Raw genomic sequence first — 25,180 nt, forward strand, 5'->3', positions numbered from 1 at the left:
ACAAATCACGCATTGAAGAAGGGAGTCACCCAGGTCATGTCGACCGATCACAGCTTTATCCTCAAACTGTCGTGCGCCGACCGGCCCGGCATCGTCCACGCGGTTTCGGGCTTCCTGTTCGAGCGTGGCAGCAATATTCTCGACTCCGCGCAATTCGGCGACAGCGGCACCGGCGAGTTCTTCATGCGCGTGCATTTTCAGCAGGTGGGCGGCGATCCGGGTCTGAGTGCGTTGCGCACGTCGTTCGCGACGCTCGCCGAACAGTTCGGTATGCGCTGGGAATTGCACGATGCGTCGGTGAAGCCGCGCGTCGTGATCATGGTGTCGAAGATCGGCCATTGCCTGAACGATCTGCTGTTCCGCTACCGCACCGGTCAGTTGGGTATCGAGATTCCGGCGATCATCTCGAACCACAAGGAGTTCTATCAGCTCGCCGCCAGCTACGACATCCCGTTCCATCACTTCCCGCTGATGGGCGGCACGCCCGGCGCGAAGGCCGCACAGGAAGCGCGCGTACTCGATGTGATCGACGAGCATCAAGCGGATCTGGTGGTGCTCGCGCGCTACATGCAGATTCTGTCGCCGAAGCTGTGCGAAGCGCTGGCGGGCCGCGCGATCAATATTCACCATTCGTTCCTGCCGAGCTTCAAGGGCGCGAAGCCGTATTACCAGGCGTTCGACCGCGGCGTGAAGCTGATCGGCGCGACTGCCCACTACGTGACGACGGATCTCGACGAAGGTCCGATCATCGAGCAGGAAGTGGAACGGGTCGATCACAGCATGACGCCGGAGCAATTGACGGCGATCGGCCGCGACGTCGAATGCGTGACGCTTGCGCGCGCGGTGAAGTGGCACGTCGAGCATCGCGTTGTGTTGAACGGCAGCAAGACGGTGGTGTTTCGCTAGAAGTGCATGATGCGCTTGCAGTTGTCGGTCGGCCGGTCTACGGGCAGGCCGCGAACTGCAAGCGCGCGCCGGATGAGCCCGGCGCAATCTCCGGCCAGGACCGCGCCGCCGACCTTCCCGCATCCCGTGCTCTATGTGCGCTTTGCGCGTTTTGCGCCGAACGGCGGCGCGCATTCAGCTTCTTCAGCCAGATCAGCAGTCCTGTCGCGCTCAGCACGGCGACCGCAATCCCCACCGCGCTAATCAGAATCCGCCCGCCGAGACCAAGGATGCGTCCCGAGTGCAGTGGAAATTGCACCTGCAAGGTGCGTTATATAAATGGGAAATATTCGCATCTTGTGGAATCGCGCACTCTTCCGCACGTTTTCCGTCAGTGTGACGATGGCCGGAAGCGCCGGCTCTGCGCCAGGCCTGAAGACGGCGGACGAAAAAAACGGCACCGAAGTGCCGCCTTTTTGCCTGCTTACGCGCCCAGCGATTACACCAGCCGCAGATAAATCAATTCCCGCTTGATATACGCATAGAAAACCGGTGCGGCCACCACGCCGGGGAGACCGAACGCCGCTTCCATCACGAGCATGGCGATCAGCAGTTCCCAGGCGCGCGCCTCGATCTGTCCGCCGACGATGCGCGCGTTCAGGAAGTACTCCAGCTTGTGAATCAGGACCAGGAACACCAGCGACATGACCGCTGCCGGAAAGCTCACCGACAGCGCCACCGCGACGATGATCGTGTTCGAGATCAGATTGCCGATCACCGGCAGCAAGCCGACGATGAACGTCACGAGCACCAGCGTTTTCGACAGCGGCAGCTGATCGTGAAAGATCGGCAGCACCGCCAGCAGGAAGATGCCGGTGAAGACCGCATTGATCGCGGAAATCTTCACCTGGGCGAACACGATGCGGCGGAAGGCGTCGGCGAAACGGGCCACGCGCGTGACGAAGGCCGTGGACAGCGGCAGCCGCTGCATATGCTTCTGCGCGCCGACCGCGATGATCGCGCCGATGATCATGCCGATCAGAATGTGCGTGAACGCGCGCGCCGCCGTCTTGCCGCTTTGCTGCAGCATGTTGGCGTGCGTTTGCATCAACTCGGTCGCCTTCGTCTTCATCTGCTCGGTATCGACCGGCAGATAGTTGGCGACGAATTGCGGAATCCTGCCGCGCGCCTGGTCGATCAACTGCATTGCCTGGTCGAGCAGCTTCTGCACGCTCGGCACGTCATTCTCGAAGTGCTCGATGATGCCGAGCGTCAGCCCCGTCAGCGCACCCACGATCACCACCGAGAGCAGCACCACCGCGAGCCAGCGCGCGCGCTGACTCGACATATGCTGTTCGATGCGCGGCGCGATCGTATGCACCAGCTGGAACACGAGCAGGCCCGCGAGCAGCGCGCCGAGCAGCCGCAGTTCGATGACCGCCCACATTCCAACCAGCATCAGCACATAACTGCCGATTTCGACTGCCGACAGCTTCGGCAGGCTCATATCGCTCGTCAGCCTGACCGGGCGTGGGCGTAGGTCCTGCACCTCCCCGTCGTCGCGCGCCTGATTCCGCTTGGCCATGGCTTATTCCCGTCCCCAACCTTTGTTGTGCAGCGTTACTTTCTACTAGCAGTGCGTTTCAGCAAAGGCGCCAGATATTTACCGGTAAAACTTGCCTTCGACTTCGCAACCTGCTCTGGCGTACCTTGCGCGATGATTTGACCGCCGCCCGCTCCGCCTTCCGGGCCAAGATCGATGACCCAGTCGGCAGTCTTGATTACATCGAGATTATGCTCGATGATCACGACGGTATTACCCTGATCTCGTAGCCGGTGAATAACTTCCAGCAGCAGCGCGATATCGTGAAAGTGCAGGCCGGTGGTCGGCTCGTCAAGAATATAGAGAGTGCGACCGGTGTCGCGCTTGCTCAGTTCCAAAGATAGTTTGACGCGCTGCGCTTCGCCGCCCGACAACGTGGTGGCCGACTGGCCCAGCCGGATATAGCCCAAGCCCACATCCAGCAAGGTTTTCAGCTTGCGCGCGACAACCGGAACCGGCTTGAAAAACTCATAAGCGTTCTCGACTGTCATATCGAGGACTTCGCTGATGTTCTTGCCCTTGTACTGCACGTCGAGCGTTTCGCGGTTGTAGCGCTTGCCGTGACAGACGTCGCAGGGAACGTACACGTCCGGCAAAAAGTGCATCTCCACTTTCAGCACGCCGTCGCCCTGGCAGGATTCGCAGCGTCCGCCCTTCACGTTGAACGAGAAACGGCCCGGATCGTAGCCGCGCTCCTTCGACGCCGGTACGCCCGAGAACAGTTCGCGGATCGGCGTGAAGAGACCCGTGTACGTGGCCGGATTCGAGCGCGGTGTGCGGCCGATCGGCGACTGGTCGACGTTGATGACCTTGTCGAAGTGCTCCAGGCCCTCGATCGATTCGTACGGCGCCGGCTCGGTGGACGAGCCGTACAGGTGATGCGCGACCGCGTGATACAGCGTGTCGTTGATCAGCGTCGACTTGCCAGAACCGGACACGCCGGTCACGCAGGTCAGCAGACCGACCGGCAGATCGAGCGACACGTGCTGCAGATTGTTGCCATAAGCCTCGACGATGCGCAGACGCCGCTCGTCCGGTTCCTTGCGTTCGTCCGGAAATTCGATGTTGCGGGTGCCGGACATGTACTGTCCGGTCATCGATGCCGCGTTCGCCTCCACCTGCCTGGGCGTGCCTTCGGCGATCACCATGCCGCCGTGTTCGCCGGCGCCCGGCCCCATGTCGACCACGTAATCGGCCATACGGATCATGTCTTCGTCGTGTTCGACGACGATCACCGAGTTGCCCAGATCGCGCAGATGCTTGAGCGTGGCGATCAGCCGGTCGTTGTCGCGCTGATGCAGACCGATCGATGGCTCGTCCAGCACGTACATCACGCCGGTCAGACCCGAGCCGATCTGCGAGGCGAGGCGAATGCGCTGCGCCTCGCCGCCCGATAGCGTTTCCGCGCTGCGTTCGAGCGACAGATAATCGAGCCCGACGTTATTCAGGAACATCAGCCGCGCGACGATTTCCTTGACGACCTTGTCGGCGATCTCGCGCTTCGAGCCTTCGAGCCGCAGCGTCTGGAAATAGCCGAGCGCATCGCGCAGCGGCCAGCCGCTAATTTCGAAGATGCCGCGCGCGTCGCCGTCCGCGCCGATCCGCACGAAACGCGCTTCGCGGCGCAGCCGGGTGCCCGCGCATGCCGGGCAGGGCTGGTTGTTCTGGTACTTGGCGAGTTCTTCGCGCACCGCGACTGAATCGGTCTCGCGGTAACGCCGTTCCAGATTCGGAATGATCCCTTCGAAGACATGTTCGCGCACCGAAGTGCGGCCGCGTTCGTTGATGTACGAGAACGGAATCTCCTGTTTGCCCGAACCGAACAGCAGGATCTTGCGGACTTTTTCCGGCAGATCTTCGACGGCCGTGTCGATGTCGAACTCGTAGAACGCCGCGAGACTTTGCAGCATCTGGAAGTAAAACTGGTTGCGCCGGTCCCAGCCCTTCACCGCGCCGGCCGCGAGCGACAGCGACGGATGTGCGACTACCCGCTTCGGATCGAAGAAAGTGATCTGGCCGAGGCCGTCGCACTCCGGGCACGCGCCCATCGGGTTGTTGAACGAGAAGAGGCGCGGCTCCAGTTCCTGCAGCGAATACGAGCAGATCGGACAGGCGAACTTCGAGCTGAACAGATGCTCCTTGTCCGACTCCATTTCGAGTGCGATCGCGCGGCCGTCGGCGAGACGCAGCGCCGTTTCGAACGATTCGGCGAGACGCTGCTTCATATCGCCGCGCACCTTCAGACGGTCGACTACGACATCGATCGTGTGCTTGTCGTTTTTCTTGAGCTTCGGCAGCGAGTCGACTTCATGGATTTTCGCGACGCCTTCGTTCGCGGTGCCGCCGCCCGAGCGGACGCGAAAGCGGATAAAGCCCTGCGCCTGCATTTCCTCGAACAGTTCGACGTGCTCGCCTTTGCGGTTCGCCACCACGGGCGCGAGGATCATCAATTTGGTCTCTTCCGGCAACGCGAGCGCCGCGTCGACCATCTGCGAGACGCTTTGTGCTTCCAGCGGAATTTCGTGGTCAGGACAGTAGGGCGTGCCGACCCGTGCGAACAGCAGCCGCAAATAGTCGTGAATTTCGGTGACGGTGCCGACTGTGGAGCGCGGATTGTGAGAGGTCGCTTTCTGCTCGATCGAAATCGCTGGGGACAGCCCTTCGATCAGATCGACGTCCGGCTTTTCCATCAATTGCAGGAATTGGCGTGCGTAGGCGGAGAGACTTTCGACGTAACGCCGCTGTCCTTCCGCATAGAGCGTGTCGAACGCAAGCGACGATTTGCCCGAGCCGGATAGGCCCGTTATCACGACGAGCTTGTGACGTGGGAGGTCGAGATTGACGTTCTTCAGGTTGTGGGTACGAGCCCCACGGATACGGATTTGTTCCACGCGTTATTCCATGACCTGGCGGAAAGAGGAAGAGGCTAAACCTGCTACTATAACGACTTTTCAAGACCGCCGTTACGGCTTCCTGACAGCCCGAACAAGGCGCGAGGCAAGCTGCAAGGCTGCGGTTCAGCGCTGCGGGAGATGGCTCTAACTGGGGCCATTTTTCGCGAGTACAAGGCGCAGCGAGGCACCAGCGGGAGTGCGGCAAGGCCGCTGGTCCAGCGCCGCGCCGCATGCTTTCCGCCGCCTTGCGGTACGCCGCCCGGCTGCAGCCGCCTCGCGGGGCGGGCCGCCTGCGGTATGCAGTCCAGCTCATTCAAAGAACGCTCCCGATGTCCAATCCGTCCGCTACATCCTCACGCATGAGCGCGCCTGAACTGCGCGCGACCGTGTCGCTTGCCGCCATCTTCGCGCTGCGCATGCTCGGTCTCTTCATGATCATGCCGGTGTTCTCGATTTACGCGAAGACCATCCCGGGCGGCGACAACGTATTGCTGGTCGGCATCGCGCTGGGCGCGTACGGCGTGACGCAGTCGATGCTGTACATCTTCTATGGCTGGGTTTCCGACAAGGTTGGCCGCAAGCCGGTCATTGCGACCGGGTTGTTGATCTTCGCGCTCGGCAGCTTCATCGCGGCGGGCGCGCACGACATGACCTGGATTATTGTCGGGCGGGTGATTCAGGGGATGGGCGCGGTGTCGTCGGCGGTGATCGCCTTTATCGCCGACCTCACCGCTGAAGAGCATCGCACCAAGGCAATGGCGATGGTCGGCGGCAGCATTGGCGTTTCCTTTGCGGTAGCCATTGTCGGTGCGCCGATCGTATTCCAGTGGCTCGGCATGAGCGGGCTGTTTACGCTGGTCGGCATCTTCTCGATTCTGGCGGTCGGCGTGGTGCTGTGGGTCGTGCCCGATGCGCCCAAGCCGGTGCACGTGCGCGCGCCGTTCGCCGAAGTGCTGCACAACGTCGAACTGCTGCGCCTGAACTTCGGCGTGCTGGTGCTGCACGCGACGCAAACCGCGTTGTTCCTCGTGGTGCCGCGCATTCTCGAAGCCGGCGGCCTGCCGGTCGCGTCGCACTGGAAAGTGTATTTGCCGGTAATGGGCCTCTCATTCGTGATGATGGTCCCGGCGATCATCGCTGCTGAAAAACGCGGGAAAATGAAAATCGTGCTGCTGTCCGCCATCGGTCTTATCCTGATCGGACAGTTGTTGTTGGGCGTCGCACCGCATACGATTCTGAGTGTGGCGGCGATTCTTTTTGTCTACTTTCTCGGCTTCAATATTCTTGAAGCATCGCAGCCTTCGCTGGTGTCGAAACTGGCGCCGGGAACCCGCAAGGGCGCGGCAGCCGGCGTGTACAACACCACGCAGTCGATCGGTCTGGCACTGGGCGGGATGATCGGCGGCTGGCTGCTGAAAGTGGATGGTCAGAGCGCGGTATTTTTCACCTGCTCGGGGCTTGTCTTCTGCTGGCTTATAATCGCCGCAAAGATGAAACAGCCGCCGCGCAAGGCGTAGCAGGGTCTACGGACTCACCCCAGAACTCACCCGGCGGCGGGCTGAGGCGCAGTTCTGGTCTCGGGCCTGCCGGCCATGAGACGCGAACCGTGCGTTGCCGCGCCGCCCGCAATGGAATCAACAGGAGAAACTCATGGCATCCGTGAACAAGGTCATTCTCGTCGGCAACCTCGGAGCCGATCCGGAAGTCCGTTATCTTCCGAGCGGCGACGCAGTGGCGAACATCCGCCTTGCGACGACGGACCGGTACAAGGACAAGGCGTCCGGCGAATTCAAGGAAGCAACCGAATGGCATCGCGTGTCGTTTTTCGGCCGCCTTGCTGAAATCGTGTCCGAATATCTGAAGAAGGGCTCGTCGGTGTATCTGGAAGGGCGCATCCGCACCCGTAAGTGGCAGGCGCAGGACGGTACCGACCGTTACTCGACGGAAATCGTCGCCGAGCAGATGCAAATGCTGGGCGGCCGCGGTGGCTCGATGGGCGGCGGTGGTGGTGACGAAGGCGGCTACAGCCGCGGTGAGCCGTCGGAGCGTGGCGGTGGCCGTGCGGCGTCGGGCGGTGGCGCCTCACGTGGCGGCAGCGGCGGTGGTGGCGGTTCGAGCCGTCCGAGCGCGCCGGCTGGTGGTGGGTTTGATGAGATGGATGACGATATTCCGTTTTGACTCTTGCGGTGGAAGAGTTAACGCAAAAGGCCCCGCTTTTGAGCGGGGTTTTTTTATTGCGGGTTGAGGTTGGGGTTTTTGCCTGCGCGGCGCTTTATGTCTGTTTGCCTACGGCGTTGCCTTTCCTTGCTTTCTTATTGGTTTATTAGCGTCGCCCCTGTGCGGGGCGGCACCTACTTTTCTTTGCCGGCCGCAAAGAAAAGTAGGCAAAAGAAAGCGGCTCACACCGCTAGCTCTTAAGCGGGTCCCCTGGTTTGGAGGAGGCAGTGGAGCATCTGGAATCGGTGCTCCCGCGCACTCCGCGCTGGTGGCAAGGCAGTCATGCTTCCGGCGGCGCTGCGCGCGCCGAGCGGTACTTCTCAAAACCGAGGGGGCGTATGCGCTTCCGGCGTCATCCTTCCCGCCTCGCATTGCGTGCTCGCCGGAACGGTTTGCCGGGGAAACCCGTGGGTAGTTCTCTTTCTGTGGGTGCCATCGGCTTCGCCTCGGCGAGGCGCCCAAGTGCGCATTTGGGCGCCGCCGCTCCAAGCGACACGGCAGCGCCTTGGCGGGGCATCGGGGACTTGAGTGCGGGCCACGACGCTGAACCAGGCGCAAGCGCCAAAACCGCCTGGCGGTTTTATGAAGTACCGCTGCGGCGCGCGCAACGCCGCCGGAAGTATGACTGCCTTGTCACCGGCGCGGAGTATGCGAGAGCACCGATTCCAGATGCTCCACTACCTCCTCCAAGCCAGGGGACCCGCTTAAGCGTCAGCGGTGTGAAGCCGCTTTCTTTGCTTACTTTCTTTGCGGCGGCAAAGAAAGTAAGTGCCTGCCCCGCACAGGGGCGACGCTAATAGACCACTAAGAAAGCAAGGAAAGGCCAACACCGCACGCACACAGACATAAAAGCGCCGAGCAGGCAAACAGAACAAGGAGGCCGCCGCCGTAGGCAGACAGACAATGCGTGCCGCGAAAGGCAAACAGATCAACAAAGGTCCATCACCGCCTAAGGTGATCTAGAGCATCTCTCATGGGCTGACTAGAAATCACAATAGGCCCCGTAAACGGCGTGTCCAGATCAACGATGACATAAACAGCAGAAGCAATAGAAACAGCCCCAAGCGAGATTGTGACCAACGCCAGGGTATTGCGAGGAGCAATCAACCCAAAGCTAAGAAAAATCACACACAACCAGAAAGTAAGCGTCTTGAAGAAAGGTCGAGAAATAGAACTATGTGCCTCTTCGATGATCTTCCATCGAGCATCCACTATGCGGCGGAACTGCGTCAAACCGTCATTCAGCAGACGCTGCTGTAACGGATCATGCGCTTGCAACTGCCGCAACTGCTTGCCGGCCGCATTCAACATATTGCCGAGCCGAACATTCTCCAACTTCTGTGAAGAATCCTGCGATCCGATGTCCTTCGGATAATCGCCGCCAGGAGCCGGCTCGCCAGGCCAGGTCGACGCGATCGCCGCAGCGGTATAAATGCGCAACAACCGCCGAGGCTCATCCGTAGCACTCCCATATTCCCGCAACGTCGAGTCGAGCTCGATCAGATCGGCCGCATACGCACGCAAGTCGTTAGACGCGGTATCGAAGCTGGATTTCGCGGACGCCGTCATCAATCCCAGCACCAACGCCGCAAACGTCACCAGCATGCCGATGACCAACTGGATGAGTTGCACGGTCTCGTGCGCCTTATGTTCTTCGGGCAACAGCGGCCGCACCCACACGCCTACGCCGGTCGAGACAAGCAGTAAAGCGAATACCAGCAGAGCCGAACCGATTTCCGACATATAGAAATGCTCCGGAGACGCGTGCCTCGTCACTTTCTATCAACTCATGTGCGCGGAGAACCCGGGAAGTCCCCCAATGGGCCTTGAGCGGCCTGCTGCCAATGCTGCCTGTATGTTGATGTATCGCAAACGTACGCGCGATCAACCATAAAGTTTTCGGCATTCCCGCCGTAGACCATCTATGTGGCGTTCGCTTAAATTTTAGACAAACAAGTTGCGGACCTGGCCGAATGGGCTTGGGCGCAGCACGCGTGGCCGAGGCTGTTTTTCTGGACATTCGTCCAGGCAGCCCAACGGGGACAAGCCCAAATGCTGAAAAACCTGTCGATTCGCACCTGCCTCACTGTGATGGTGGTGTTCTTTTTCGTCGTGCTGCTAGTCGGTGCCGCCGCTGGGCTACTGTCGTTGCGCTCGAGCAACGCGTCGCTGCAGCAGATGTACACCGTGGACACGCCGGCCGTTGCCGACCTGGAAGGCAGCGCCGGACAACTGCTGCGATTGCGCCTGGCACTGGCGACATACGCATCGCTGATCGACCTGAATGATCAGGACGGTGCGAACGCGGTGCTCAAGCGCTTTGATCAGTACCAGAAAGTATCCAATGAACGCCTCGCCCACTATATGAGCCACGCGAGTTCGGATGCCGATGAGCAGCGTCTCATCAAGGACATGCAGGACAAGCGCGATACGTTCCTGCACGAAGGCGTCGAGCCGGCGTTGGCCGCCTTGAAGTCCGGCGATAGGACCGTATTTCAGCAATTGCAGGCGCACAAACTGTCTTCGCTCTACAGCGCGTACGAAAAGGCGATGCTCGCGCTCGAACAATTGCAACTCGATCATGGCGCGCAGCGCTATCAGGATGCACAGGACCTGTTCTACGCAATCTGTATTGCGGTTGCAATCGGCATGGTGGTGTCGCTGCTGGGTTCGTGGGTCGGACGTGCGGTGCTGGTGCGTGCGATTGTCAGTCCCGTTGACGCGATCATTTCGCAGTTTCAGCGGATTGCTGACGGTGACCTGACGAGCCAGATCGTCGTGACCAGCAACAACGAAATGGGGCGGCTGGCCGCGGCATTGTCGAAGATGCAGGACTCGTTGATCGCCACGGTGAACACCGTGCGTCAGGGGACTGAATCCATCGATACGGGCGTAAGCGAGATTGCCGCGGGCAATGCCGATTTGTCGCAACGTACAGAGGAGCAAGCCGCATCGCTGGAGGAGACGGCGGCCAGCATCGAACAACTGACTTCGACGGTCAAGCAGACCGCCGACAACGCGAAACAGGCGAGTTCGCTGGCGCAAGGTGCGTCGAGCCTGGCTGCTCAGGGCGGCGACCTCACGGAACAGGTGGTGGGCACGATGCACGGCATCGTCGACGACTCGCGGCGGATTGCCGACATTGTCGGCGTGATCGAGGGGATCGCTTTCCAGACCAATATTCTGGCGCTGAACGCGGCGGTTGAGGCGGCGCGCGCGGGCGAGCAGGGGCGTGGGTTTGCGGTGGTGGCGAGCGAGGTGCGGTCGTTGGCGCAGCGAAGTGCTGCGGCGGCCAAAGAGATCAAGGGGTTGATCGACGCATCGACTGCGCGGGTGCAGGCGGGCTCGCAACTGGTCGAACGATCGGGATCGACGATGACCGAGATTGTTGACGCGATTGCTCGCGTAAGTTCGATTATGAGTGAGATTGCCGCTGCCGCGATTGAGCAGAGTACTGGGATCGATCAGGTCAATCTTGCTGTCGCACAGATGGATGAAGTTACGCAACAGAATGCAGCGCTGGTGGAGCAGGCCGCGGCGGCGGCTAGTTCGCTTGAGGAGCAGGCTCGGAGGTTGACTTCGGTGGTGGCTGTCTTTCAGACAGGAAGTGGTTCTTCTTCTTCTTCTTTCGCCGGTCGGCGTGGTTGTCATGCATTCGATGACTAATGCATGACAACCCTGCCAATTCTTCTTTTATAACGACTGCATAAACAGCAAATCGAAACAGACTTATTGGGGGCGCGGCGTTGAATCGATACGGCGATGCAATTGCTTTATTAAAACGATCATCTGCCTGAATACGCCGGTGGGTGGCGGTTTTCTGGCTGCGGGATTGAGTGTTTGTTACGTCTGGCAGCGGGTTGAAGGTTGCAGGAATTTATCCGACGCGTCAACAGAAAGCGAAGGGTAAATCGGTCGGGTACGTGATCATCATAGGCGGCGCATGGAGTGCTTTCAGCATGACCATTGCGCATGGTTTGAGTTTGGGCAGCATCGCGAAATGCGATCGATACCCGTTCGCGACCTGCGTCGAGGTACAGAAGTCGAACTGCATGAGTCGACTCGCATGTGGCAACGCAGTGTGCGTCAGCTGAAGAGCCGCATCAACGCCGTGCGTGCGTTGCTCACACATTCGCTTTCGCCGATTCGCCCCGGCAACAGATGAAACTCGACCGCCGGCAGTGGCGGCAGGCCGACACTCGGCGGACATGCCACCACGCCCGCACCGATCGACGATTCGTTCAGGCAGGAAATCCCCAGCCCTGCCTTCAGCGCCAGTTGCAAACCCGCGACCCCCGAAGCGGAATGCGACACCAGATACGGTACCTTGCGCTCGTCGAGAAGCTTCACGACGAAGCGCTGCAACTGGCAGCTCGACGGCAGCAACACCAGCGGATAGGGCGCGGCCGGCCGCGGGCTGGCGTCGGCGGCGCTGACCCACAACAGTTTCTCGCGGCGCACAACTGTACTTTGCGCACTGGCGGTGGCGCCGGCGCGCTGTCGGGCGGGCCGGTTGCCTGGCGTAACGAGCCGCAGTGACAGGCCGATGTCGAACGACGCGTCGTCTGCGGCGCTGCTGTCGATTACTGCGCTCGGCAGCACGGTGACGTGCAGTTTCAGGCGCGGATGCTGCTCCGAAAAGGTCTTGAGAATGCGCGCGATATCGTGCGGACGGTAATAGTCCGTGATGGCGATGCGCAGTTCGCCGTCGAGCGAGCGGCCTTGCAGGTCTTCGAACGCCGCCTCGCTCATTGCGAGAATGCGGCGCGCGTGATCGAGCAGGCGCCCGCCCGCCGGTGTAGCGGTGACGCCCTGTTTGCTGCGTACGAAGAGCGGCTGGCCGGCGCGCTCCTCCAGTTTCTTCAACTGCTCGCTCACCGACGACTGCGACAGGAACACCCGCTCCGCGCCCGCCGAGACGCTGCCCGATTCAGCGACGGCGACGAATGTCCGTAACTGGGTCAGATCAAATCCGCGTTGGCTCATGATTCGGTATATCCGATAGAAGTCATCTGATTTTCCGGCTTTTCCGATGGTTAGCCCAGCCGTAGGATACCTCCAATTCATTCTTGCTGAGGGATGTCATGGGAAACGAATCGGTTGCATCCGTGCGGGCGCCGGGCGAGCGCGCGGCGAGTCATCGGTGGAAGGTGCTGGGGGTCGGCTTTGCGGCGAACGCGAGTTTCTCGGCGGCGTTTTCAGGCATTCCGACGACTGCCGTATTTTTGCGCTCGGGCTATCACCTGAACAACGGTGGCCTCGGGCTGGTGCTCGGGATGCTCGGACTGGGCATCGCAGTCAGCGAATTGCCTTGGGGATTGCTTACCGATCGTTGGGGCGACCGTCGCGTGCTGTTGCTCGGACTCGGTGCGACGGCTGCGGCGCTCGCGGCGATGGCATTGTTCGTGGTGCCGGCCGGCACTCATGTGCCGGGCGTTTCGATGCTCGCGCTCGGGTCGTTGCTGGTCGGCCTGCTCGGCGGCAGCGTCAACGGTTCGAGTGGCCGGGCGGTGATGGCCTGGTTTCGCGAGGGTGAACGTGGCCTCGCGATGAGTATTCGCCAGACCGCGGTGCCGGCGGGCGGCGGGCTCGGCGCGCTGATGTTGCCCGCGCTCGCGTCGAGGTTCGGCTTTGCGAGCGTGTACGCCATGCTCGCTTTGGCGTGTGCGATGACCGCTGCGTTTGCATGGCGCTGGCTGCATGAACCGTCGCATGCGGACGCGGAGGGCGCGGGCGCTCCTCATGGCAAAGCAGTTTTGGGCGGAGCGTCGGCGAGCGTTTCTCCGTTACGCGACATCGGCATCTGGCGCGTAGCGCTCGGCAGCGGTGTGCTGTGCGTGCCGCAGCTCGCTGTCGTGACGTTCGGGACAGTCTTTCTCCACGATTTCAGCCGTGCCGGCGTGCTGGCGATCAGCGCGACAATGGCTGCGGTGCAAACCGGCGCTGCGATCGCGCGGGTCTGGAGCGGCGGCTGGACCGACCGGCGCGGCAATCGTCGTGCTTACATGCGTGCTTGCAGTTTGTTGACTGCAGGGTTGTTCGCGGCGCTCGCTCTGGTGACGGCGGTAGCCGGCATGCAGCACGCGGCGATGACCGCGGTGTTCGCGCTGATGATCGCGCTGGGCGGTGTGTGCGCTTCCGCATGGCACGGCGTCGCCTTCACGGAGCTTGCGACGCTCGCGGGTACGAGTCGCGCCGGCACCGCGCTGGCGATGGGCAATACCTGCGTCTTTCTCACGCTATTCCTGACGCCGCTGGCGATTCCGCCGCTGTTGTCGGTGGGTTCGTGGCCGACGGTGTGGGCGCTCGCCAGTGTATGTGCGCTGATTGCGTTGCCGGTGTTTCCGCGCGCGGCTCGTATGGCCAGGGTGGCGACGGCGCGGGCTTGAGATGCAGCGCAATGGCGCGATAGAACCTTTCGCCGGCTTCGGTTTTGCTGGGACGGTGAATAGGCCGGGCGTCTATCCGTAGATCGTCGAGCCAAAAGCAGAGTCTAAAAAGCGCTCGAAAATCCATTGCGCATAGATTATGTATTCCTATTCTGATAGAACCGTCATGGTCTATCAGATTTTCTCCCGGATTCGGAACACTCCGATTTCCGCAATTTCGTAGCGGTGGTTTTATGGTATCCCTTGGCTTTCCGTCCGAAGCTAAGGGGCCGCTGAAGCATGTGCGGCGCGAGCTGCATTATGCCTACGCGCGTGCTGAAAACGCCTACAACAAACGGGAGAAATCATAGTGAATCTTCGAGTTATTCTGGCGGACGATCATCCCTTTGTCCTGTTCGGCGTTCGTGCTGCGCTGGACATGCATCCCGGCGTCACGATTGTCGGTGAGGCTGCCACGCCAACTTCATTGATCAAACTTTTGCAGAGTACGCCATGCGATGTGCTCGTCACCGACCTCGCGATGCCCGAGGCATCCGGTGCAGTCGAAGACGGCCTGGGGCTTATCAGGCGAATCCGGCATGGCTGGCCATCGCTGCGCATTGTGGTGATGACGACTCTGACGAATACCGCGATCTTGCGCTCCATCGTGTCAGACGGCGCAGTCAGCGCGCTAAGCAAAATCGAAGCAATGGATGAACTCTGGCAGGCGATTCAGGCGAGTGGCAACGGTGAGATCCACATCGGCCGCTCGATCGCCGAAGCGCTTGCTCATCCCCAACGCGAAGAGTGCGACCTGCCGCCGATTCCGCGTTTGCCTCAACGACAGGCGGAAATCATAAGAATGTTCGTACGTGGTCAGTCGATCTCTGAAATTGCTGCAGCGCTCGGATGCCATCGCCGCACCATTAGCCGACAGAAGCGCGACGCGATGGCCAAGCTTGGTGTCGTCAACGATCCCGGTCTATTTGCTTATGTCCGGGCGCATGGGTTGCACGAATGTTAGATCGCATATCTAAGTAATTACCCGGTTGAGAAAAATCGATTAATTCGGAGCGATCTTATTCCTATTGGCAGTGGAATGTTCAATGATCGCGACAGGGCCCGTTCCTCCGAAGAGAGCGACGGGAATTCAAGGTACAGGGGAGAAAAAGAAGATGAACGACAACGTTGACATAAGTACACCTATTCGTACGATCATTGCGGACGACCATCCGCTTGTTCTGCTGGCGATCGAAAATCTGATGGTGGGTTATCCGAACATGCAGATCGTCGGTCGCGCGGCAGACGCCACGGAGCTGTTCATGGCAGTCGACCGCATTCCGTGCGACCTCGTTCTGATGGACCTCTACATGCCGGGAGGCTCCTACGGCGACGGGCTGGAATCCGTCAGGCAGTTCAAGGTGCGGTACCCCGGTGTCGCGCTCGTCGTACTCACCATGGAAACTGAAGCTGACGCGTTAAAAAAGGTCATCGCGCTCGGCGTGGACGGGCTGGTGAGCAAGCGAGACCGGATCGATCTGATTCACGTCGCAGTGGTCACGGCGCTCGCGCGCGAATGCTATCTCGGGCCAGCGGTTCGCTCGCTGATCGACGACGCGACGGTGGCGCAGCGGCGCGATTTTGTCCGGCAGATGTTGTCGCGCCGCGAACTGGAGGTGTTCACCCAATACGCCTCCGGACTCGGCGTAACGGAGATCGCTGCGCGGGTGGGGCGCAGCGTCAAGACGATCAGCGCGCAGAAATGTACTGCGATGCGCAAGCTCGACCTCCACGGCGACGCGGAATTGTTCCGCTTTGCCGTCGAACACGGCGTAGTGCCTGACGATCGCGGGCAAACCCGGCGCTGAGCCGGCGAGGCGTCGTGCCGCGCAGGCGGTGCGATGAACAAAAGATGCGCTTGGTATGGCCCGGGGATGCACATCGTGTGCAGGGCGTGCCAGCTGATACGACAACAACAAAATGACACAGAAGATCCGCATCATCGTGGCCGACGATCATGCCAGCGTTCGCCTTGGCGTCATCCGTCTGCTGCAAGCCGTGCCGCACGTCGAAATAGTCGGCGAGGCGACCGATACCGAAACTTTGGCTGAGCTGCTCGACGCGCATGCGTGCGACGTCGTCGTGTCGGACATCGGCATGCCGGGCATTCATGGCGGCAACAACGCCGTATCGTTCCTGCGCCGGCTGTTGCGGGTTCGGCCCTATCCCTGTGTCGTCGTACTGACGATGATCTGCCACGCGCACATGCTTTCGGGCCTGTTGCATATCGGTGTGGCCGGCATCGTCGACAAACGTGACACCACGACGGCGTTGATCGATGCGATTAACGCCGTCGTTGCCGGCGACATCTATCTGTCGGATCAAGCGCGCATCGCGATCGAAGCAGCCGAGACTCCGCCGCAACCGCGCATGGGTGTGCTGAGCGCGCGCGAATGGGAGGTTTTCCAGCTCTATGTGCAAGGCTTCGCGGTCTACGAGATCGCGGCGCGCCTGCAGCGCAGCGGCAAGACCATCAGCACGCAGAAGCGGAGTGCGATGCGCAAGCTCGGCCTTGAAACGGAAAACGACCTCATCGAATACGCGAGACAGATAGGGCTGACCTGACAGGCCTGTGAGAACAACCAACACGTTTCTGCCGATAGTTCTTAAGAATTTGGGAGTCGTCTGATTGGTCGCGCGGCCTCGTCATTCCATAGTTCCTGATTAACGGCGGCTCCTTGCGCACTCATCCGACGACACGCGTCATTTCGTCATGCTGAACGACGCAGAGCTGCTAGCCAATCGAAGAAGAAGGCTCGTGGTTCTAACGCGGCGCCGCCTGCCTTGTGGGCAAATAATCGGACTGGGAGGCGGGATGGTAGCGCTAGGTAAGGGGTTGTTGGTGGAGGGCGCCGGAACGGCTTGGCTAGTGTTCGTCGGTTGCGGCAGCATCGTATTGAACAGTGGCGCCGTCCAGCAGGGTTACGGTGTGCTCGAGGTGTCGCTGGCGTTCGGTTTGGCGCTGGCCACGGCCAATTACATGTTCAGCGGTATCTCCGGCGGCGCGCATTTCAACCCGGCTGTCACGGTCGGCTTCGCGATCGCGCAACGCTTCCCGATTCGGGATCTGTTGCCCTACCTTGCCGCCCAGATTCTCGGGGCGATTGCCGGTGCAGCCCTACTGGCTTACGTGGCGAGCGGCCGACCCGGTTTCGAACTGGCCGCGAGCGAGTTCGGCGCGAATGGCTTTGGCGATCACTCTCCTTCTGACTATCAATTTCACTCGGCGCTTGCGATTGAGCTTGCGTTGTCGTTTGTCTTCGTCAGTGTAAGTCTGATGGTGAATTACCGGCGCAGCTTGAAACCGATCGCGCCGCTCGTCGTCGGCGCATGTCTGATGCTCGTCTATATGGTGTCGATTCCGATCACCAATGGTGCGATCAATCCCGCTCGCTCAACCGGCCAGGCGTTGTTCGTCGGCGACTGGGCACTCGACCAGCTCTGGTTGTTCTGGGCCGCGCCTATGTCTGGCGGCGTCGCCGCAGGTGCCCTGTTCTCGTTTCTGCGGGGCAAGTCGGCCGGCCGCTCCGCGGCGCTCTCCAGCGAGCACGGCGAGACCGTGTGAGCGCCGCGTCACAGCGTGTCCTGGAATCCCTTATGAAGCGCCAAGACGGTGTCGCCATGAGCCGGGCGCCGCGATGCGTATCGCGGTGGCTGATTGTCGTGTTCGCGTTTTTCGTCGCGCAGATGTCGGCAGCGTTCGCTCAGCCGTTTGCCGGTTCATCTCATCCGCAAGTCGCCGGCGCTTTTCCTGCGAAATTGACCGTTGGCGTGCTGGCTAATGGCTGGCTGCCGTTCGACGCTCTCGAAGACGGCCAGCCGGCGGGCTTGAGCGCCGACTACCTGCGCGCACTGGTGGGCCCGAACGTCGTTATCGAAGGCAAAGCGTTTCCGGACATGCCGCAACTGCTGGCCGCGGCCTGTGCCGGCAACGTCGACCTCGTGATGAGCGTCGCCCGGACGCCCGAGCGCGAACGCTGCTTCAGTTTCACGGCACCGTATTTTCGTGCCACAACCTCGGTGGCGGTCAGGCGGGACCGCGAAGCGTATGCGGGTCCCGCCCAGCTGACCAGTGCCCACCTCGCAATAGAGAAAGGTTTTGCGCTCGAAAGATTGCTGCACGTGCGCTTTCCGCGCGCGCAGATCGAAACTTTCGCTAGTACCCATGCGGCGCTGTCGGCGGTCGCGCATGGCGACGCCGACGCCTATCTCGGTTCTACCCCGGCCGTTCAGTACGCGTTGGCCACCGAGGAGTTTCGCAGCCTGCACGTTGCGTTCGAGGAAAACAGCAAAATCTCCGGCCTGCGCTTTGCGGTGCCCCGCAATCGCGCCGCGCTGCGCGACCAGCTCGACCGGGCGCTCACGTCGATGAATCCGGCCGACGACGCGGCGATCCGCGTGCGCTGGCTATCCGGCAGTTTCGACGCGCGAGCGGCCTCCGCTGCGCGGCGCCTTGTGCTGACATCGCAGGAGCGGGCCTGGCTGCGTTCGCTGCCGCCGTTGCAGGTGGGGTTCGACAACGGCTGGCCGCCTTTTAGCTATGTGGACGAATCCGGTCATCCTGCCGGCATCGCGGCCGAGTATCTGGATTACCTGAGCCGCACGTTGGGCATCGTGTTCAATCGTGCCCATACCGCCGCCTGGCCCGCGACCATCGAAGCCTTCCAGCGCGGCGATCTGGCTATCCTCACCTCCTCCGGCCATGATCCGCGTCTGAAGAACGCGCTACACACGCGTGCATACGAAAGCTATCCGCTCGTGATCGTCGGACGCGAAGATGAGCCGGCCGCACGAGCACTTAACGATTTCGCCTCGCGCCGCATCGTGGTCTCGCCGCATATCGCCGGTTCGATTCCGCTCGTCGAGAATATTCCGGCAACTCATGTCGTCGTCGCGGCCAGTCTCGACGAAGCGTTAAGGATGGCCGCGAACGGCCAGGCAGACGTGGTGGTCGGCAACGTGGCCGCCGTCGATGTTCTGCTCAAGCAACGTTACGCCAGCGTCCTCAAGATCCTCGGAACGGTCAGCGAATCCGACGCGCTCGGCTTTGCCGTTCGCCCCGATCTCGGTCCGCTCGCCGGTCTGATCGACCGCGCCTTGCTAGCCATGCCGCCCGCCGAAAAGCAGCGCATCCGGCAGAAGTGGGTGACCGGCAGCATGGGTGCGCAGGGAACCTGGAGCGTCACTGCGGTGCGTCTGCTGCCATTGCTGATCGCCATCGGCGTCGTGCTGCTGGTCACGCTACGGGCTTATCTGCTGCTGCAACGCGAAGCGCGGCTGCGCAAGCAGACCGAACGCGAACTCGCGTTACAGCTGAACTTTCAGGAAACCATGATGGAGATGGTCCCCTATCCGCTCGTCGCCAAAGATCTGGATGGCCGTTACATCGCGATCAACCGGGCGTATGAGGAGGCGTGCGGCTTGCGCCGCGAAGCGGTCATCGGGCGCACTGCTTCGGATGTCCAGGCATGGGGCGACTCAAACAGCCGCGTCCTGGAAAAGCTGGCGCGCAACATGCTGACAAGTAGCGAGCCGGCGAAGGTGGAGCTTCAGTTCGAAGACGGCGCCGGCGACGCGCGGCATGGCTTGTTCTGGACCCGGATCTGTCACGGCGCTGACGGTAAGGCGAGTTGCGTGCTCGGAACCATGGTCGACATTACCGATATCCGGCGCGCCGCAATGCTCGCGCGCGAAACCGAGCGCCGTTTGTTCGATGTGACGCGCTCATTGCCGGCGGTCGTGTTTCAACTACGGCGCACAGCGGACGGTGTGTACTCGTTCCCGTATATCGGCGGCGACACGCGGCATCTGCTGGGCGGCGACGGGATCGATTTCCGACGCGTGTGCGCGGAAGACCGGCCTTTCGTGCTGGCGGAGCTGGAACGATCGGCTCGCTGCGAAACACCGGTCCATATGGAGTTTCGCTTCGACGGCGAACATGACCTCAAGTGGGCGCGCGCGGAGTTGGTACCGCGCCGCGAGAACGATGGCAGCGTCGTGTGGAGCGGCTACTGGGTGGACGCGAGTCTGGAGCACGCGCGCTCGGAAGAACTGGCGCGAGCGCGCGATGTGGCCGAAGCAGCGTCGCGGGCCAAAGATGATTTTTTCGCCATGATGAGTCACGAAATCCGCACGCCGATGAACGGCGTGCTTGGCCTCGTCGAAGTGCTGGAGCGCACGCCGCTCAATGCGGATCAGAAGGAAATGCTCGGCATGATTCACGAGTCGGCTGGCGCGCTGCTGCAGATTCTGGACGACCTGCTCGATTATTCGAAAATCGAAGCAGGGCAGCTGACGATCGAAGCCGAGCCCATCGACATGCGCGAACTGGTCGACAATGCGGTCGGTTTGCTGGCGGGCCAGGCTCATGAGAAGGGCCTGAAAGTGCGCGTGGATATTGCGCCTGAGGTCGCCGCCAAGCTGCGAGGCGACAGCGTGCGATTGCGGCAGATTCTGTTCAACCTGCTGGGCAACGCCATCAAGTTCACGCCGGAGGGCGAGGTCGACGTGCGGGTCGCGGTCGCCGGGCGGAGCGGCGGCGCTCAGACGCTCGAAATGACCGTCGAGGACACCGGCATCGGCATCGCACCGGAGGTGCAGGCGCAGCTGTTCGAGCCGTTCGTGCAGGCGGAGTCGTCGACCACCCGCCGCTTCGGCGGCACGGGTCTGGGCCTGACGATCTGCCGCAAGCTGACCGATCTGATGAACGGCGCACTCGAGCTGCACAGCGAGCCCGGTGTCGGCACTCGCATAACGGTGCGCCTCACCATGCCTGTCGAGTCGCCGCATTACTCGGTGAACGGCTTGCGCGGCAAACGCGGCGTGGTGGCAACGGGCGACACGCGAGTGGCGCAGGCGCTCATGCATTTCGGCGAGGCGCTTGGACTCGAGTTGCGCTATGTAGCGCCCGATGCGGCGGAACTGGCCGAGCCCGACACGCTAGCGAACGTAGACCTGATCTTTGTTGGTGAAGATGTGGCGTTGCCATTGCCAGCAGGGGTGCCGGCGAGTTCGCGGCTCATCTGCCTTACCGGGAAACCGAAGCCGACCGGCTATCGAATCCTCGACGACAACGTGCGAGTCAGCGTCAATCCCATTTCGTGGCGCGGTCTCGGTGTGGCGTGCGCCGCCGCGATGACCGGCTTGCCGTCGGCGGCGCCGCGTGCAGCGGGCATGCCGCGCACGCCGGAGAGCGGCGCCGTGCCACCGGACCGCGAGCGCGCGATCGCCAGTGGCCGGCTGATCCTGGTGGCGGAGGATCATCCGGTCAATCAGGCGCTGATTCGTCATCAACTGACTCTGCTCGGCTTTGCCTGCGACGTGGCGAACGACGGCGCCGAAGCACTGGCGGCGCTCGAACAAACCAGCTACGGTTGTCTGATCACGGACTGCCACATGCCGAACCTGTCCGGCTACGAACTGGCGCGACGCATCCGGGAGCGGGAGCAGGGTGGCGCGTATCACCTGCCGATCCTTGGGATTACGGCGAACACCGCGCCCGAGGACCTGAATCAATGCCGTGACGCCGGTATGGACGACTGCCTCGTCAAGCCGACCCGGCTCGCTACGCTGCGTGACTACCTGAGCCGCTGGTTCGGCGGCGACAGCGCGTGGCAAGCCTCACCTGCTGAAACCGTCAGTGCGCCGCCGGTCGCCGGACCGGATCCGCGCAGCGGTGCCGAGCCGTTCGTGCCGGTCGACCTGAGTCACATGACGCAACTGTGGCGCAGCGAATCGACCGTCAAGGCCTTGCTCGACTCGTTTGTTTCGTCGGTGCGTAAAGACGTGCTGGCGTTGGAGCCGCTCCTCGAGCGTATTGACGTCGAGCGTCTGCGTGAGTGGCATCACCGGGTGGCCGGGGCGGTGAGCGTGCTGCAATATCCGCCACTGCTCAACGCATTGGAAGACTATCGCCGGGACATCGCCATCAAGACGCCGGAACGCGTGCGCAGCGACGGACTGCTGCTGGTGCGTAAATGCAATGCGATGCTGGATGGAATCGAGGAGCAAGCCGCGTTGCTCGCATGATGTGTCGTTCTGCAGTGAACCGGTTGTACGGTCGTACGGTCCGCGGCCGGTGGCTTCGGCGCCGGCAGACGAGACGGCAAAGTGAGGGGCAAAACAAGAGGGCGAAAAAAACGCGGCCGAAGCCGCGTTAAAGATTTGGAGACATCCCTCGATGAAGGAGTCACTTCTCGCAAGCCGAAGCATAACCGGGCTCACGCAAAAGATTGATTACGAAATGCGCAATTAACTGTTTGGAAATATCGATGAAAGCGTCGACTGAGCGTTGTTTCGAAAGTACTCAACGGTGAATTCGACAAACGAACGTGTCTTGGCGGGCACGTGCCGGCGCCCGGAATACATCCGCGACACGTCCTTGTCCGCACCTTTGTTGGCGCGCAAGTGTTCGGCACCGGCGCGCCGTCGTCGAGCAAGAGCCAGGTTGCGGTGACGACGGGTATCCGTCACCACTTCTAAAGCGAAGCGCGTCACCGTGGAAAGGCAAGCACCGCTCGCGGTGCTTTTTTCGTTGACGGATGCGCGCGGCTAAGACTGTCGTGTCATGTGGTCCTCGGCGCAAACATGTTCGAAGGATTTGCACTAGTATGTGGTGGCTCCGCGTGTGACCGGGTTTTCGGTGCGGCGGTGTGTCAAGTCCGGAGAAGACAATGATTGCACTTCGAAAATTGAATCTCGCTGTGGTGTTGTGGGCGTTGGCATCAGGCGTCGCCTTCGCGGATACGGTGGCGTTGAAGGCGGACCTCGAGCCGTCGAGCGAAGTGCCGCCGCGTGTGAGTCACGGGCACGGCATGTTGAACGCCACGTTCGATACGTCGACCAAAACCCTGCAATGGACGATCACCTATGAAGGGCTGAGCGGCCCGGCGACCGCCGCACATTTCCACGGTCCCGCGCCGGTGGGGCAGAACGCCAAACCCCAGGTGCCGATCGAGAAGGGCGCGCTCGCGAGTCCGATCAAAGGATCGGCGGCGCTGACCGAACAGCAGGTGACGGACCTGATGGCGGGGCAGTGGTACTTCAACGTCCATACGGGACAGAACCCGATGGGCGAGATTCGTGGGCAGGTTTTGCCGGCGAACTAGGGTGTTGTGTACACCACTGTCGTAGAACAGGCGGTTTTCAAGATTAGAAGCCGCCGTCCACCGACGTTTTGGCGAACGCACGTACCATGACGGGACACTATCGAAGGAGCGTGTCCCGATGAGCTGGCAAAGTGCGCTCGCGTGCTGGTATCTGCGCAGGCAGTTTCTACCGCAAACTCTCAAGCCGCGCATCAATGTCGAGAAAGCGCGGGCGCTGACGGCCAAGCGTGTCTGGTCGCCACGTGTGCCTGCCGGCTGGAATCTGCGCGAAATGTACGGGCCGGACGATCAACCGTTGCACGGCGAGTGGATCGAACGCATCGATGGCGCGTCCAGCGTCAGGAACCAGCCGACGGTGCTGTATTTCCACGGCGGCGGCTATTACTTCTGTTCGCCGCGTACGCATCGCTCGATTGTGTTTGGTCTGGCGACGCGTGCCAATGCGCCGGTCTTTTCGCTCGACTACCGGCTCGCGCCCGAGAATCGCTTCCCGGCGGCGCTCGACGATGCGACCGCGGCCTATCGCCAGTTGATCGCCGACGGCACGCCGCCCGAGTCGATCGTGATCTCAGGCGATTCGGCGGGCGGCGGTCTCGCGCTAGCCACGCTCGTCGCCTTGCGCGATGCCGGCGATCCTCTACCGGCGGGAGGCCTGCTGTTCTCGCCCTGGACCGATCTGGCCGCTGCGGGCGCCACGATCCGCACCAATGACGGTCTCGATCCGATGTTCAGCGGCAGCGCGATCGCTCTCGCGGCGCAGGTCTATCTCGGCGGCGCGGCCGCCACGCATCCGTACGCGTCGCCGGTCTACGCCGATCTGCACGGCCTGCCGCCGCTCTTCATCATGGCGGGCAGCACCGAGGTGCTGCTGGACGACTCGCAACGCGTCGCCGACAACGCGCGCGCCGCTGGCGTGGTCTGCGAGCTCGAAGTGTGGAAGAAGATGCCGCATGTGTGGCCGCTGTTCACGCCGTTCATCCCGGAAGCGAACCGCGCGCTCGACCGCGCCGCGGCTTTCGTGCGGCGCGTAACCGGTGAAGCGAGCGGGCGCGGCGCCGCTGATCAACCGTCGAGCGCGATGTCGATCGTCTGATAGGCGGCCTCGACCGTTTCCTGATCGTATTCGCGCTCCAGCCGCCGCACGGTGAAGTGGCCGTGCGCGACCTGCTGGAAGTGGTCGATGAACACCGTGTTGACCATCGCGCCGAGCACCGCGCCGATTGCCGGAATCGATTTGGCAGCGATCTGCTCGCTCACTTGCACCGAGAAGCGCGCGGCAATCGTGTTGAGCAGGCGCAGCAACGCGGCGGAGCCATGCGCGGTGAAGCCCTTCGTCGCGATTTCGGATGAAGCTTTCGAGACCGCCTGCGCCAGCGCGCCGCGGATGATGAAGTAGCCGAAGTCGGCGTCGTCGTCGGCTTTCGATGTGCCGCCCATGCCCAGCACCGTCAGGCACTGCAGCTGCGTGTCGATCGACGACAGATTCTCGCCCTCGCTGCGCGCGATGTCGCAGATCGAGCGGAACATCAGCGTGGTCGTCACCGGCAACTCGACTGGCAGCGCGAACAGGCCGAATGCGCCGCCGGCCGCACCGGTGGTCGCTACGGCGAATTTATGCAGCAGGTTGCTCGGCTTGTCGGGCACGGCCAGCGGCGCGGCGCCGTCCTGCCGTCCAAGCGTGCGCAGCGCGATCGACAGGCACTTGCGCAACGCCAGTTCCGTTGCATCCGTGACCTTTTCGTTGGCGAAAGCCGGCATCCGCGACATCAGCTTCTCCAGCGGCGAACCGACGATGCTGGCCAGTTTCATCGCCAGAGCGGGGCTTTCCAGTTGGTGTTTCGCGCGCCGCAGCGCGATCAGATCTTCGTTCGATAAAGCTTGTGCAGCGAGCGAACTCGGCTCCATGTGCCTCCCTGGCGTCATGTGTTTTCCGTTCTTCCGTCGATTTGAATCGATTCGGCGGCGCGCTGACCCTCGCCGACGTCCCAGTTTAGAACGTCGCACAGTGGTATGATTCCCCATTGATTGACGAGTCAACTGTTGCGC

17 protein-coding genes and 1 pseudogene are annotated in these 25,180 nt (G+C 61.7%); 12 read left to right on the top strand and 6 right to left on the bottom strand.

Annotation, left to right across the window (positions count from 1 at the left end; translation table 11 throughout):
• The first annotated feature begins 36 nt into the window (after window positions 1-36).
• Window positions 37-906, top strand: a complete 870-nt coding sequence (gene purU, locus AC3WOG_RS02215) for a formyltetrahydrofolate deformylase (protein ID WP_492576455.1) — start codon at window positions 37-39, stop codon at window positions 904-906.
• Window positions 907-943: 37 nt separating this feature from the next.
• Here purU and AC3WOG_RS02220 read toward each other — a convergent pair.
• The 3 genes and pseudogenes from AC3WOG_RS02220 to uvrA all read right to left on the bottom strand — a co-directional run.
• A pseudogene (locus tag AC3WOG_RS02220) lies at window positions 944-1,210 on the bottom strand (PepSY domain-containing protein); the annotation flags it as partial.
• A gap of 174 nt (window positions 1,211-1,384) precedes the next feature.
• Window positions 1,385-2,470 carry an AI-2E family transporter gene (locus tag AC3WOG_RS02225; RefSeq protein WP_492576456.1) on the bottom strand — a complete coding sequence of 362 codons (1,086 nt, stop codon included), beginning with the start codon at window positions 2,468-2,470 and terminating at the stop codon, window positions 1,385-1,387.
• A 35-nt stretch (window positions 2,471-2,505) separates the two neighbouring features.
• Complete coding sequence (gene uvrA, locus AC3WOG_RS02230; protein WP_492576457.1) at window positions 2,506-5,379, bottom strand: excinuclease ABC subunit UvrA; 2,874 nt, start codon at window positions 5,377-5,379, stop codon at window positions 2,506-2,508.
• 332 nt (window positions 5,380-5,711) lie between these two features.
• Between uvrA and AC3WOG_RS02235 the strand changes: the two genes are divergently transcribed.
• Entirely contained in the window at window positions 5,712-6,899 is a 1,188-nt protein-coding gene (locus tag AC3WOG_RS02235) for an MFS transporter (protein ID WP_492576458.1), read from the top strand.
• 133 nt (window positions 6,900-7,032) lie between these two features.
• Window positions 7,033-7,560, top strand: a complete 528-nt coding sequence (locus AC3WOG_RS02240; protein ID WP_492576459.1) for a single-stranded DNA-binding protein — start codon at window positions 7,033-7,035, stop codon at window positions 7,558-7,560.
• 981 nt (window positions 7,561-8,541) lie between these two features.
• On the opposite strand, the gene AC3WOG_RS02245 is transcribed toward AC3WOG_RS02240, so the two are convergent.
• Entirely contained in the window at window positions 8,542-9,342 is an 801-nt protein-coding gene (locus tag AC3WOG_RS02245) for a bestrophin-like domain (protein WP_492576460.1), read from the bottom strand.
• A gap of 309 nt (window positions 9,343-9,651) precedes the next feature.
• Between AC3WOG_RS02245 and AC3WOG_RS02250 the strand changes: the two genes are divergently transcribed.
• Entirely contained in the window at window positions 9,652-11,265 is a 1,614-nt protein-coding gene (locus tag AC3WOG_RS02250) for a methyl-accepting chemotaxis protein (protein ID WP_492576461.1), read from the top strand.
• Window positions 11,266-11,685: 420 nt separating this feature from the next.
• Here the strand turns inward: AC3WOG_RS02250 and AC3WOG_RS02255 are convergent, their stop codons facing one another.
• A complete protein-coding gene (locus AC3WOG_RS02255) occupies window positions 11,686-12,585 on the bottom strand; it encodes a LysR family transcriptional regulator (protein WP_492576462.1) in 900 nt (299 codons plus the stop codon).
• Between the two features lie 98 nt (window positions 12,586-12,683).
• Between AC3WOG_RS02255 and AC3WOG_RS02260 the strand changes: the two genes are divergently transcribed.
• The 8 genes from AC3WOG_RS02260 to AC3WOG_RS02295 all read left to right on the top strand — a co-directional run bounded on the left by AC3WOG_RS02260 (window position 12,684) and on the right by AC3WOG_RS02295 (window position 24,227).
• A complete protein-coding gene (locus AC3WOG_RS02260; RefSeq protein ID WP_492576463.1) occupies window positions 12,684-13,988 on the top strand; it encodes an MFS transporter in 1,305 nt (434 codons plus the stop codon).
• A 349-nt stretch (window positions 13,989-14,337) separates the two neighbouring features.
• On the top strand, window positions 14,338-14,991 hold the full coding sequence (locus AC3WOG_RS02265) for a response regulator (protein ID WP_492576464.1): 654 nt from the start codon (window positions 14,338-14,340) through the stop codon (window positions 14,989-14,991).
• 151 nt (window positions 14,992-15,142) lie between these two features.
• Entirely contained in the window at window positions 15,143-15,835 is a 693-nt protein-coding gene (locus tag AC3WOG_RS02270; RefSeq protein ID WP_492576465.1) for a response regulator, read from the top strand.
• Between the two features lie 112 nt (window positions 15,836-15,947).
• Window positions 15,948-16,592: a response regulator gene (locus AC3WOG_RS02275; RefSeq protein ID WP_492576466.1), complete on the top strand. Its 645-nt coding sequence runs from the start codon at window positions 15,948-15,950 to the stop codon at window positions 16,590-16,592.
• Between the two features lie 250 nt (window positions 16,593-16,842).
• On the top strand, window positions 16,843-17,592 hold the full coding sequence (locus AC3WOG_RS02280) for an aquaporin (RefSeq protein ID WP_492576467.1): 750 nt from the start codon (window positions 16,843-16,845) through the stop codon (window positions 17,590-17,592).
• A gap of 32 nt (window positions 17,593-17,624) precedes the next feature.
• Window positions 17,625-22,055, top strand: coding sequence for an ATP-binding protein (locus AC3WOG_RS02285; protein WP_492576468.1), 4,431 nt, complete (start codon window positions 17,625-17,627; stop codon window positions 22,053-22,055).
• 644 nt (window positions 22,056-22,699) lie between these two features.
• Window positions 22,700-23,134: a CHRD domain-containing protein gene (locus AC3WOG_RS02290; RefSeq protein WP_492576469.1), complete on the top strand. Its 435-nt coding sequence runs from the start codon at window positions 22,700-22,702 to the stop codon at window positions 23,132-23,134.
• Window positions 23,135-23,252: 118 nt separating this feature from the next.
• Entirely contained in the window at window positions 23,253-24,227 is a 975-nt protein-coding gene (locus AC3WOG_RS02295) for an alpha/beta hydrolase (RefSeq protein WP_492576470.1), read from the top strand.
• Here AC3WOG_RS02295 and AC3WOG_RS02300 read toward each other — a convergent pair.
• Window positions 24,197-25,039 (bottom strand): EcsC family protein, encoded by an 843-nt coding sequence (locus tag AC3WOG_RS02300; protein ID WP_492579689.1) that lies wholly within the window; start codon window positions 25,037-25,039, stop codon window positions 24,197-24,199. The two genes, AC3WOG_RS02295 and AC3WOG_RS02300, sit on opposite strands and share 31 nt — an antisense overlap.
• Between the last annotated feature and the right edge of the window lie 141 nt (window positions 25,040-25,180).

It is taken from the genome of Paraburkholderia sp. FW306-02-B (assembly GCF_058782725.1).

What these genes read in the sequence shown, in the direction of transcription:
- purU (WP_492576455.1), top strand. Translation starts at nt 37, where the DNA reads ATGTCGACCGATCACAGCTTTATCCTCAAACTGTCGTGCGCCGACCGG.
- AC3WOG_RS02225 (WP_492576456.1), bottom strand. Translation starts at nt 2,470, where the DNA reads ATGGCCAAGCGGAATCAGGCGCGCGACGACGGGGAGGTGCAGGACCTA.
- AC3WOG_RS02235 (WP_492576458.1), top strand. Translation starts at nt 5,712, where the DNA reads ATGTCCAATCCGTCCGCTACATCCTCACGCATGAGCGCGCCTGAACTG.
- AC3WOG_RS02240 (WP_492576459.1), top strand. Translation starts at nt 7,033, where the DNA reads ATGGCATCCGTGAACAAGGTCATTCTCGTCGGCAACCTCGGAGCCGAT.
- AC3WOG_RS02245 (WP_492576460.1), bottom strand. Translation starts at nt 9,342, where the DNA reads ATGTCGGAAATCGGTTCGGCTCTGCTGGTATTCGCTTTACTGCTTGTC.
- AC3WOG_RS02250 (WP_492576461.1), top strand. Translation starts at nt 9,652, where the DNA reads ATGCTGAAAAACCTGTCGATTCGCACCTGCCTCACTGTGATGGTGGTG.
- AC3WOG_RS02255 (WP_492576462.1), bottom strand. Translation starts at nt 12,585, where the DNA reads ATGAGCCAACGCGGATTTGATCTGACCCAGTTACGGACATTCGTCGCC.
- AC3WOG_RS02260 (WP_492576463.1), top strand. Translation starts at nt 12,684, where the DNA reads ATGGGAAACGAATCGGTTGCATCCGTGCGGGCGCCGGGCGAGCGCGCG.
- AC3WOG_RS02270 (WP_492576465.1), top strand. Translation starts at nt 15,143, where the DNA reads ATGAACGACAACGTTGACATAAGTACACCTATTCGTACGATCATTGCG.
- AC3WOG_RS02275 (WP_492576466.1), top strand. Translation starts at nt 15,948, where the DNA reads ATGACACAGAAGATCCGCATCATCGTGGCCGACGATCATGCCAGCGTT.
- AC3WOG_RS02280 (WP_492576467.1), top strand. Translation starts at nt 16,843, where the DNA reads ATGGTAGCGCTAGGTAAGGGGTTGTTGGTGGAGGGCGCCGGAACGGCT.
- AC3WOG_RS02285 (WP_492576468.1), top strand. Translation starts at nt 17,625, where the DNA reads ATGAAGCGCCAAGACGGTGTCGCCATGAGCCGGGCGCCGCGATGCGTA.
- AC3WOG_RS02290 (WP_492576469.1), top strand. Translation starts at nt 22,700, where the DNA reads ATGATTGCACTTCGAAAATTGAATCTCGCTGTGGTGTTGTGGGCGTTG.
- AC3WOG_RS02295 (WP_492576470.1), top strand. Translation starts at nt 23,253, where the DNA reads ATGAGCTGGCAAAGTGCGCTCGCGTGCTGGTATCTGCGCAGGCAGTTT.
- AC3WOG_RS02300 (WP_492579689.1), bottom strand. Translation starts at nt 25,039, where the DNA reads ATGGAGCCGAGTTCGCTCGCTGCACAAGCTTTATCGAACGAAGATCTG.